Origin of the sequence: Moritella sp. PE36, from assembly GCF_000170855.1 — a bacterium.
GTDB lineage: Bacteria > Pseudomonadota > Gammaproteobacteria > Enterobacterales > Moritellaceae > Moritella.
Genome location: NZ_ABCQ01000011.1, coordinates 102,463 through 114,227, shown reverse-complemented (window position 1 = coordinate 114,227; position 11,765 = coordinate 102,463). Strand labels below are relative to the sequence as shown.

Sequence of the window (11,765 nt, the reverse complement as noted above, 5' to 3'; positions counted from 1 at the left end):
TGTTGCAAGACGTTGTGAATATCACACGCAATCTCAATCAATATTTCCCTAAAACGAAAGATCCTGTGATTGTTGTTAATGCCGGTGGTTGGAATCGTAATGGGTTTACTGATGAAAAACTCAATGCTGCTAAATATCAATTGATTTCAGAAGCGCTGAATGAACTTGATTTAGATGGTGTGACAATTGCTATTCAGACTATGCCCCCTTTCCCATGGCATTTTGGTGGTCAAAGCTACCACAATCTTTTTGTTGGTGCGGATGAAATAGTTGAGTTCTGTAAAAACAATCCTAAAATAAAAATTTGCTTAGATATTTCTCACTCCATGATGTCATGCAGTTATTATGGTTGGGACTTGCTCGAATTTGTAGAAAAAGTTGCTCCATATAACGTGCACTTACATATTGTTGATGCTAAAGGTGCTGATGGAGAAGGGATTGAAATAGGGAAGGGCGATGTTAATTTTCCTGCATTAATGTCATTACTAGACAGCGATAATCCCAATGTGCCATTTATCCCAGAAGTATGGCAGGGACATAAAAATGGCGGAGAAGGTTTTTGGTCTGCTTTTGAGTTTTTAGAAACAATAAAGTAAATGTAATCGATAATATTAGATAAGTTCAAATAAGAAGACGCTATTATGAATATCAACTGTTTAAAGTCATTGTTGAGCAACACGAAAAACCACTGTTTGAGTTTATAATAGATTATTCTTATGTCGAAGTAAGACAGGACCAGTACCATCCATATGATTAGTGCTTACGCTACTTCGAATAAGCTGGTACTTGGGCTGATAAAAACAGATCAAAAATGCAACGGAATCACCGCCATTCCCGAACTTTTAAAGATGCTGGACTTACGTGGCGCTCTCGTGACAATCGATGCGATGGCATGCCAGACCAAAATTGCCAAAGCATAGTTAATCAAGGCGGGGACTACTTACTTGCGGTTAAAAATAACCAAGGTAAATTGCGTAAAACGGTAGAGAAATCTTTTAGTCATCAAAGAACAACGACAGCGCAAGGCATTGAATTTGACAACGGGTCATGGCCGTGTAGAGTCTCGTCAATGCTATGTGTTAAGTTGTGATGTTTTAGAAGGTAATTTCTCTCGTTGGACAGGGCTAAAAAGCATCATAATGGTTGAGGTTTTCCGATGTGAAAAAGGAAAATCGACAAGCCAAGAATACCGTTATTACATTAGTTCGAAAATATTAACAGCAAAGTAAGCTACGAGTGCTGTTCGCGAACACTGGGGCATACAGTCGATGCATTGGGTACTTGACGTCAGTATGAATGAAGATACGTGCCTGATATACAAAGCAACGGAGCGTAAAACCTGTCTTGCCTGCGTCACATGGCTCTCAATATGCTTAGGGCTGAGTCAACGAAGGTGAGTATCGCAGGGAAACAAAGGTATTGCTTGATGAACACAGTAATGTTGGAAAGAGTGTTGATTGCAGGGTCGTCTAAAAAATAAACACTCATGCGGTTGCCCTGAACATTCTTTTAATCAACATACTGTCGATTTATAAAATGAAGTTGATGTTGACTTTTTTAGTGTTGAACCTTGTGATCTTAAGAAAATGCAAATACTTTCAAGATATGATTGTAACTATTTTTAGTATGGGCAGTGTCGAACTATTATGTAGGTTCGATTAAATTACTCACAGCGAGAGTTAAATGAAAAAATTATTGATGGTTTGTTATGGAGGAGGGCATATGAAAATTATTGCTCCGTTATATCACCATTTAAAAAATGAATATGATATTACAGTTTTGGCATTAACTATAGCCCAACCTTTTATGTCAAAATCTGGTATTCCATATGTTGGATTTAATGATTTTGAATGTATCAAAACTAATGAATCCATTACTTTTGGACGAGAGTTAGTTAAGAACATTCCAAATGATAATGTAGTGTCTATTGCTGAGTCTATTAGTTATTTAGGCGCTTCTTTTTCAGATCTTGTTACAGAACTAGGTTGTGTTAAGTTAGCGCATGAAAAATTTATTGAAGAAGGTCGAGCTTGTTTATTGCCGACTAGGAGCTTAACCAAAATTATAAAGCAATTAGATATTGACCTAGTTGTAACAACAAACTCTCCAAGGGCCGAGAGAGCTGCATTGATTGCAGCTAAAGCGTTGCAAATACCAAGTATTTGTATTAATGATAATCTTGGTTTTTTTGGTGGTTTGCTTGATATCGTGGAAAATAACTTAGCGACTAAAATTTGTGTATTATCAGAGACTCTTAAAGGTATTGTTTTAAATCACAGTAATTTAAGCTCTACAGATGTTGTTGTAACGGGTAGCCCTGTATTTGATAGTCTTAAAGAGCAATGTAGGACAAATTTTTCAACAGCAAAGCCTAAAGTTTTACTTGCTGACGATGATCTTCCCAAAACTCATTTAAGGTTTAAAGGGGTAATCGCCCAGAATGAAAATATAGATATAGAAGTTAGAGAGGAGTTAAATCGATTAGCAAAAGAAGGTAAGATTGAGGTTGTGTTCAGACCCCACCCTAATCGAGTTTATAATTATGACGCTTATGAATATTGCGAAATTTCTAAACCGGTAGAAGATTTAAATGCAGTATTGGCTAAAGTTGACTTAGTCGTTACAGCAAACTCAACGGTAGGCCTCGAAGGAAAATGTTTAGGACTAGGTTTAGTGTCAATAGAAAAGACTGTATACTCAACGCTAGAGTCTTATGCTGGCTATGGCTTAGCTACCGGTATTATTGAAGCATCTGAATTATGGGGTGCTATTAAGATAGAATATTCTAAGCTTAATGACGGTCGCTCTGTTGAATTATATAATGGAAAAGCAGTTGATAATATTGCTCGTGTGATTAAAGAGCTATTAACATTGTAGTGTCAAGTGTACATGATATTGACTATCAGCTTGGTTCTGAACTCTCTGAAACTACTCTTGATATTTGTAAATATTGTAAACTTCTATTATTCAGCAGTAACCGAGTGAACTATCTTTATAGTTAAGTTAGTATAAGCTCTTTGATTAGGCTGTCATTATCTAGCTAATATACTTAAGGTCAGATGTAAAATGAAAGAAAAATTATACAATGCACTAATATTAATGCCCTTCATATGGGCCTTTAGTGGGTTGTTGTTGTTTCGAAATGGTGATAAATTAATGATTGTTGCTATTTTGATATCCATAACAGCGACATTATTACATTATGGTTTTGATTCAATAAAACAAAATTTACGAGATAGAGGTTTATGGTTAATATTTACCCTGACCATATATGCTGTTTTTAGCTATTATTATCACGGTTCCAGTTCTCGAGAAATGAGGGCGTTGCTCGGTGCTATGCTCTTACTACTTACTTTTCCTCGAATACTTCTTTCTAAGTACCATTTAAAATGGTTGGTTGCTCTAGGCTCTACAGTTGTGTTGTCGAGTACCTATTATTTAAGCGAATATCTTCAAATTCACCGCGTTGATTGGCCGCTCAACGCGATACCTCATGCGACGATTGGCGCTGTTATTGCAATTGTAACGTTAGTTTTACTGCTTGATGAAAAAAATAATCGAAATAAAATGATGCTGTCATTATGTTTTAGTCTATCAATTGCCGCGTTACTTATTAACCAAACGAGAGGTATATGGTTAAGTGTTGTTATCGCCGCTATCCTGATCTTGTTTTTGAAAGTGAAGATTAAACATATCAATTGGCGTTATACGCTAATTACCTTAGTTATTTTATCTATTGGAGTATATGTTGCGAAACCTCAGATTCAACAACGGATTGATAAAACTAGCACTGAAATAGTCCAAATTAAATCGGGTGATTTTACTTCATCCATTGGCATTAGATTAGAATTGTGGATGATATCGCCGGAAGTTATAGCTGAGCGGCCGATACTTGGTCATGGTAATGGAGATCAAGAAAAGTTGAATGAAATTGTAGCAAGAGGCGGAGTATATAAACGGCTTGTTGAATTTAAACATTATCATAATCAATATATAGACCGTTTAGTTAGTGGCGGTATAGTTAGCTTAATATTGTTATTAGCGTTATTAACTTATCCTCTACTATTCTTATTGCCTGGCGTTAATCAGCAAATAGGTATAGGGATTTCGATCGTTTATGCAACGGCAGGTTTAACTGATGTACCTTTTAATCATGGCGCTACTTTGTTTATGTATTTATTATTAATTTTTACGCTGAAAACTAAAAGTTATGGGGTTAATCGCTAACATTTATGACTGATATCTTTGTAGTAAATTTAGAACATTCTGTTGAGCGAAAAGAATATATCTCAGCGCAACTTGATTCAATGCCTGTTAAGTATGAAATGTTCCCAGCCGTTAATGGCCATGAATCTAGGCTTTCGATATTGGATATGTATGATGATGGATTAAGCCAGGCGTACAGATCTAAGTCTTTGACGAAAGGTCAGATAGGATGCTACGCAAGTCATTATTTACTTTGGCAAAAATGTGTTGAGTTGAACAAACCTATCATAGTTATTGAAGACGATATTGCGATTGATAAAAAGCGTTTTATTGAATTCTATGATTTAGTGCCGGAATTAGACTCTAAATATGAGTTTGTTAGACTATCCGCACATCGTCGACGCAAAGCAAGACTTACAACTATCGAAACTATTGGAAATCTTAGTATCCATAGAGCAAGTAAGGGCCATATGAGTACTATGGGCTATTTTTTAACACCTAATGGTGCTAAGAAATTTTTAAAATATTCAACAGCGTGGTACATGGCTGTTGATATTTATATGGACCGTTTTTGGATTCACGGTGCCGAACCGTTTGGACTTGAGCCTCCTTGTGTCTCTGAAGATATTCATTTTGAATCAGATATTGGTTATGAAAAAAATGCCTCTCGTTCTCTTTCTGGGCGTTTAAGAAGAGAAATTTTCAACTTATCTGAAACGACCAAACGTGCAGTTCATAATATTAAATTTAGATATTATAACCGATAACGACACATCTATAAACGGCATAGTATGGTTTGTAAACGTCATTGCTAAGATAAAGTCTATGTCGATACCGCTCAATATTTAAATAAAGGTTCCAGCAATGAATAACAAGATCTCTGTTTGCATAATTTGTAAGAATGAAGAAAGTAAAATAGCAGCATGCTTACAATCTGTGATGTGGGCTGATGAAATTGTAGTTGTTGATTCAGGCAGTACAGATACAACCCTTGTTATTGTCAGAAAATATACTGATAAGGTATTTGTCCGCGAAGATTGGCCTGGTTTTGGTGAGCAGAAACGTCGCGCCGAAGCCTTAGCAACGAATGATTGGATCTTTTCAATTGATGCGGATGAAGTTGTGCCTGAAAAATTAGCGTTAGAAATTCAAGCCGCAGTAGCCAATGCGAATGATGAACAGGTATTTAGTGTTAACCGATTGACTCATTTTTGTGGTGAATTTGTTTATCACAGTGGTTGGTACCCTGATAAATTACCGCGTATTTATAACCGTAGTCGCTATCGTTACAATCAAAAAATGGTGCACGAATCTTTAGAGTGTAAAGACGCGCCAATTATCGACCTGCAGCATAACCTGCTGCATTATACGTTTTCTGACCTGAGTATTTATTTACAAAAACGTACTGGTTACGCAGAAGCTTGGGCGCAAGAAAAGTATGACAAAGGTAAAAAAGGCTCAATGTTAAAAGGTTCCTTGTCTGCTGTTTTTGCTTTTATCCGTCATTACTTTTTACGTCGTGGTTTTTTAGATGGTCGAATTGGTTTTTTGATCGCGGCAATACAATTTCAATATACCTTTAACAAATATACATTGTTGAAGTTTAAACATATCAGTGACAATAAAAAGAATCATACCAAGTAAGCACCAAAAGACTAATGTAATCAACTGAATGGGTCTTTACTACTACATAATTTGATAGGTTAACAATGAGAATATTAGCATTTCCTGGTTTTGCCAATGCATACAATAGCGTACGTCCTGAAGTTGAAACATTTATTGGTCTTGCTAATAAAGGGCATGACGTAACCGTTATGATACCTGAAGATTCAAATGCCTTGAGCTATTATCAAGAGGCTGGAGTTAAAGTTATATTCGGCTATCCGAAGCGTAAAATATGCTTTGAGACAATAAAGATCCTACGACATGAATTAAAACAACATGATTATGATGTTGTTTATGCAACCAATTCTAAAACGATCCCCAATGCGGCTTTTGCTTGTATCGGTTTACCGGTTAAGTTAGTTGCTTATCGTGGCACAACAGGTGGATTATATCGTCATGATCCGAGTGCTTACCTTACTATTTTACATCCGCGAGTTGATGGTGTTATTTGTGTTTCTGAAGCGGTAAGACAGGATATTCTGCAGCAAGCTTGGAAAGGTAAAGATCAAGTTGTTACTATCCATAAAGGGCATAACCTGGCTTGGTATGACCATAAGGCGGCGGATTTATCTGAATTCGGTATTAAAGAAACCGATTTTACTGTGGTATGTGCTTGTAATGTGCGGCCAAGTAAAGGCATTGAAGTTATGTTAGAGGCTGCTAGTCAGCTTATAGATTTAGATAACTTTCACTTAGTATTAGTTGGTAAGGGACTTGATCAAGAACCTTACAATAGCCTTATTGCGAAACACCCGATGAAAGCTCGTATTCATGTAACGGGTTATCGTAAAGATGCCCCTGAAATCATTACCGCCTGTGATGTACTTGTACAACCGTCTATCAGTGGCGAAGGTTTACCGCGAGCGGTCATGGAGGCTATGTCATGTGGTACACCTACAATCGTGACGACAACCGGTGGTGGTAAAGAGGTAGTAGTCGATGGCACGACAGGATTTGTCGTACCAGTAAAAGATGCGAATGCAATTGCTGAAAAAGTACGTTTTTTCCATTGTAACCCACAAGCGATTACTGAGTTTGGTGTAGCAGGTAAAGCAAAATTAGCGAACGAGTTTTCAACCAAGAATACTGTCGATAAATTTGAGAAATATTTTCAACAGCTATAATTTATTGGCGTATTTTGCATTTAATCCCCCTCACCCTACTTTTGTAAAAGAGTAAGGGGAGGGGGATTTTAGTATCTGCTTAAAAGCGGTATAATTATTGCTGATATTAATGATATGCTGATTTTTTTGACACTCGGGAATTGTATCTGAACATGCGTTTAGTTTTTCTCGCGCTAAAAAAGGATAAATATGTTTAACAACAAATCCATTCTCATCACTGGCGGCACTGGTTCTTTTGGGAAAAAATACACGAAAACCATACTTGCTAACTATAAGCCAAAACGTTTAATCATCTTATCCCGCGATGAACTCAAGCAGTTTGAAATGCAGCAGGAGTTTAATGATCCTTGCATGCGTTATTTCATTGGTGATGTGCGCGATGCTGAGCGTATGATGCAAGCGATGCAGGATGTCGATTTTGTGATCCATGCAGCCGCGCTAAAACAAGTACCTGCCGCAGAATACAACCCGATGGAATGTATTAAAACCAATATCCACGGTGCCGAAAATGTGATTAAAGCAGCAATTGCTAACAAAGTCGAAAAGGTTATTGCTTTATCTACGGACAAAGCCGCTAATCCAATTAACCTGTATGGCGCGACAAAATTAGCGTCGGATAAGCTATTTGTTGCGGCAAACAATATGGTTGGTAGTGGCCCAACCCGTTTTGCTTGTGTGCGTTATGGTAATGTTGTTGGTTCGCGTGGTTCTGTGGTGCCGTTTTTTAAAGGTTTGTTAGACAAAGGGGCTGAGTCGTTACCCGTCACTCATCCAGATATGACCCGTTTTTGGATCACCCTACAAGATGGCGTTGATTTTGTGTTGACCAACTTTAAGCGAATGCAGGGCGGCGAAATATTTATTCCTAAGATCCCTTCTGTGCATATTATGGATTTAGTTGAGGCTTACGCGCCTGGTATTAAAACTGAAATCATCGGTATTCGTCCTGGTGAAAAATTACATGAGATCATGTGCCCTAAGGATGACTCGCATTTAACCTTAGAATTTGCTGATCACTATGTTATCTGTCCGACTATTATCTTTTTCGATAAAAATATTGATTATAGTGTCAATCAATTAGGCGAAAAAGGCCAAGCAGTACCACAAGGTTATGAATACCATTCCGGTAATAATCCTGATTTCCTTGATATTCAACAGATCCGCGATTTTGATCGGTTGGCAGAGTTATAACTCTTTATCAAAAGTTATAACTCTTTATCAAAAATTATAACTCTGTATCAAAAGTTGTAAGGCCTTCTAATAATGAGTGTTGTCATGATCCCGTATGGTAAACAAGATATTAACCAACAAGACATTGATGTTGTGATAGCTGTATTGCAATCAGACTTTCTTACCCAAGGTCCGCAAGTACCGTTATTTGAGCAGACCTTGATTGATCATACTGGTGCTAAGTATGCAGTCGCTTGTAACAGCGCTACATCCGCCTTACATCTTGCTTGTTTAGCGCTAGACCTTGGTGTGGGGGATTGGTTGTGGACGACGCCGATTACCTTTGTAGCTTCGGCGAATTGTGGCTTATATTGTGGCGCTAAGGTTGATTTTGTTGATATTGACCCTATTACTTATAATCTTTGTCCCAAGGCGCTTGAGAAAAAATTAATTACCGCTAAAGCAGAAGGTAAACTACCGAAAGTGGTTATTCCTGTGCACTTATGTGGTCAATCCTGTGATATGGCCGCTATTCATGCCTTATCATTACAATACGGTTTTAAGATCATTGAAGATGCCGCGCATGCGATTGGTGGGACTTATCAAGATAAACCGATAGGTTGTGGAGACTATAGTGATATAACCATATTTAGTTTTCATCCGGTGAAAATAGTGACCACCGCAGAAGGCGGCGCTGCATTAACCAATCAACAAACGTTAGCTGATAAGATGGCGTTATTACGCAGTCATGGTATTACTCGCGATAAAACCTTGATGACGCCTGTCACTGGACTGCCAATTGAAGAGCAGGGCGATTGGTATTATCAGCAAGTAGAGCTTGGCTTTAATTACCGGATGACGGAGTTACAAGCGGCGTTAGGGGTTAGTCAAATGCAGCGATTGACGCAGTTTGTTGCTGAGCGTCGACGTCTTGCTTTACGTTATAATCAGTTATTAGCCGATTTGCCGCTAACCTTGCCTAAGCAACTTAAACAGACCAATTCGGCTTGGCATTTGTATGTCGTAGGGCTGAAGTTTGATAATACAACGTTATCTAAAAAACAGGCATCTCAGAAAAACTGTCCTAAGAAGCTTTTTTCTCAGAGAGAAGTATTCAGGCAATTACGCGAGCTGGGTATTGGTGTTAACTTGCATTACATCCCAGTACATACTCAGCCATATTATCAGGTAATGGGCTTTGCCTATGGTGATTTCCCTGCGGCTGAGCATTATTATCAACAGGCAATTTCATTACCGTTATTCCACGGCATGACGCATGTACAGCAAGATGAAGTGGTAGCTGCACTTCGTACCGCCTTACTTATCGATGGTTAAACAATTCATATGAAAATAGCGATCATTCCTGCCCGCGGTGGCAGTAAACGTATTCCGGGTAAAAATATCAAGTTATTTCATGGCAAGCCCATGATCGCTTATTCAATTGAAGCTGCGCAAGAATCTGGCTGCTTTGATAAAATAATCGTGTCGACAGATGATCAAGAAATTGCCGATATTGCCAGGAAATATGGGGCTGAAGTGCCGTTTATGCGTCCTGCCGAGATTGCCGATGACCATGCAACAACCATGGATGTCATTCAACATGCGATAGGATGGTGTGAGTCGCAAAATATAACCGTGGATTTACTTTGCTGTATTTATGCAACGGCGCCGTTTATATCATCAAACGACTTATCGAAGGGATTAGCACTTGTATCTGCAGGTGATATTGATTATGCCTTTAGCGCAACGTCCTTTGCTTTCCCTATTCAGCGGGCTATTTCATTAAACGACAATGGCAGTGTACAAATGTTGCAGCCTGAGCATGTAAATACCCGTTCGCAAGACTTACAAGAAGCTTTCCACGATGCTGGTCAATTCTATTGGGGTAAGGTCTCGGCATTTAAAGCAGGGAAACCCTTTTTCTCACTTTGTTCAAAAGCTATCTTGATACCGCGTAAAAGGGTGCAAGATGTAGATACCTTGGAGGATTGGGAATTTGCGGAAGCGTTATATGCGGTCATGAAGGTTTAGGTGAATATTGTCATTCGTACCGATGCGTCGGTACATATCGGCAGTGGTCATGTGATGCGTTGCTTGGTATTAGCAGAAGGACTAACAACGCAGGGTCATCAAGTTAGTTTTGCTTGTCGTCCTCAAACTGGCGATTTAGTTGCTTTTATTGAAAATAAAGGTTTCTGCGTTTATAAATTAGCGCAATCAAAAACTGAACAGGTTCCTACGACTAACGCCGATTACGTGGCGTGGTTACAAGTGCCTTGGCAACAAGATTCGGACAACTTGTTAACGCTGGTGGCTGCGGTAGATCTGGTTATCGTTGATCATTATGCATTGAATGCAAACTGGCAACAGCGTATACAGCAAGTATTACATTGTAAGGTCATGGTGATTGATGATTTAGTACGTAGTCACCATGCAGATTTGATCTTAGATCAGACCTTATTACGCAGCAGTGATGAATATCAATCTCAACCTCAACCTCAACCTCAACCAAGTCATGATGAAACTAAGGTATTAACTGGCTGTGAGTTCGCATTATTAAACCCGCAGTTTAGTGATTATCGTCAACAGTTGCTAGCCGACGATAAACTCCCCCTCATGCCTAAATTATTATTAAGCATGGGCGGCATTGATCAACCTAACGCGACTTTGTCGGTATTAATGGCCCTTGCTGTAGAGCCTGTGCTAACAAGACCTTTGGTTACTGTGCTATTAGGACCACGCGCACCGCATTACCAGCAAGTCCAGGATTTTTGTCTACAGCATAGTGAGTGGGTTACCCAGTTAGACTTTGTCGATAATATGGCTGAATTAATGGTGCAACATCAAGTCGCGATTGGTGCGCCAGGCACGACCTCTTGGGAACGTGCATGTTTGGGGTTACCGAGTATTATCATTCCATTGGCTGAAAATCAGCAGACTATAAGTCGTAACTTAGTTGCTGTTGACGCGGCATACAAAGTTGAACTCGACGATATTGCTCAGCTGTTGATGTTAACCTATCAGCGGTTATTGCAGAATTGGTCAGCGTTGAGAAAGAATAACCTTAAGTTATGCGATGGACTGGGATTGAACCGGGTATTACAGGCGATTACACATTTAGATAAAACCGAAACGTTACTATTACGCCGTGCGGCATTGGCGGATATTAAACCGGTATATGATTGGCAGTGCCAGCCTGCGACAAGACAATTTGCGTTAAATAAACAAGTGCCGAGTTGGTCTGAACATCAAACTTGGATGATAAATAAGATCGGTCAGTCTGAAGATTATTTTTATATTATAACGATACTAGATGCAACTGATAATAAGCAGTATCGCAGCCGTTGCAATGTCGGGGTCGTGCGTTTAGATAGAATAGGGGCTGGGGAATACTTACTGTCTATTTTTATTGATCCAAATTATTATGGTCAGGGGCTTGCTAAGCGAGCACTTGCATACTTGGATGAGCTTCACCCGTATTTCACTATTCATGCTAAAGTGTTAATGGCTAATACAGTGTCACAACAGTTGTTCACTCAGTCTCGTTTCCAACGCTTAACAGTAGAAACCTTTATCCGCTATCCACAGGCTTAAATAGCT

10 protein-coding genes and 1 pseudogene are annotated in these 11,765 nt (G+C 38.8%); all 11 read left to right on the top strand.

All coding sequences use genetic code 11. The features are described from left to right. On the top strand, positions 1 to 596 hold a 596-nt coding region (locus PE36_RS09120; RefSeq protein ID WP_006031716.1), incomplete at its 5' end, for a sugar phosphate isomerase/epimerase. 132 nt (positions 597 to 728) lie between these two features. Continuing rightward, positions 729 to 1,480 (top strand): annotated as a pseudogene (locus PE36_RS23990) (ISAs1 family transposase); the annotation flags it as partial. Between the two features lie 203 nt (positions 1,481 to 1,683). Beyond that, positions 1,684 to 2,877: a hypothetical protein gene (locus PE36_RS09110; RefSeq protein WP_157517770.1), complete on the top strand. Its 1,194-nt coding sequence runs from the start codon at positions 1,684 to 1,686 to the stop codon at positions 2,875 to 2,877. 189 nt (positions 2,878 to 3,066) lie between these two features. Further along, positions 3,067 to 4,227 carry an O-antigen ligase gene (locus PE36_RS09105; protein WP_006031712.1) on the top strand — a complete coding sequence of 387 codons (1,161 nt, stop codon included), beginning with the start codon at positions 3,067 to 3,069 and terminating at the stop codon, positions 4,225 to 4,227. 5 nt (positions 4,228 to 4,232) lie between these two features. Then, entirely contained in the window at positions 4,233 to 4,973 is a 741-nt protein-coding gene (locus PE36_RS09100; protein ID WP_006031711.1) for a glycosyltransferase family 25 protein, read from the top strand. A gap of 97 nt (positions 4,974 to 5,070) precedes the next feature. Beyond that, positions 5,071 to 5,850 carry a glycosyltransferase family 2 protein gene (locus PE36_RS09095; RefSeq protein ID WP_006031710.1) on the top strand — a complete coding sequence of 260 codons (780 nt, stop codon included), beginning with the start codon at positions 5,071 to 5,073 and terminating at the stop codon, positions 5,848 to 5,850. Positions 5,851 to 5,915: 65 nt separating this feature from the next. Continuing rightward, positions 5,916 to 6,995: a glycosyltransferase family 4 protein gene (locus PE36_RS09090; RefSeq protein ID WP_006031709.1), complete on the top strand. Its 1,080-nt coding sequence runs from the start codon at positions 5,916 to 5,918 to the stop codon at positions 6,993 to 6,995. 189 nt (positions 6,996 to 7,184) lie between these two features. After that, entirely contained in the window at positions 7,185 to 8,186 is a 1,002-nt protein-coding gene (pseB, locus tag PE36_RS09085) for a UDP-N-acetylglucosamine 4,6-dehydratase (inverting) (protein ID WP_006031708.1), read from the top strand. Positions 8,187 to 8,270: 84 nt separating this feature from the next. Then, positions 8,271 to 9,500 carry a UDP-4-amino-4,6-dideoxy-N-acetyl-beta-L-altrosamine transaminase gene (gene pseC / locus PE36_RS09080; RefSeq protein WP_043994383.1) on the top strand — a complete coding sequence of 410 codons (1,230 nt, stop codon included), beginning with the start codon at positions 8,271 to 8,273 and terminating at the stop codon, positions 9,498 to 9,500. Positions 9,501 to 9,509: 9 nt separating this feature from the next. Further along, entirely contained in the window at positions 9,510 to 10,196 is a 687-nt protein-coding gene (gene pseF, locus PE36_RS09075; RefSeq protein WP_006031706.1) for a pseudaminic acid cytidylyltransferase, read from the top strand. After that, on the top strand, positions 10,197 to 11,759 hold the full coding sequence (gene pseG / locus PE36_RS09070; RefSeq protein ID WP_006031705.1) for a UDP-2,4-diacetamido-2,4,6-trideoxy-beta-L-altropyranose hydrolase: 1,563 nt from the start codon (positions 10,197 to 10,199) through the stop codon (positions 11,757 to 11,759). It begins immediately after the preceding gene. The last annotated feature ends 6 nt before the right edge of the window (positions 11,760 to 11,765 follow it).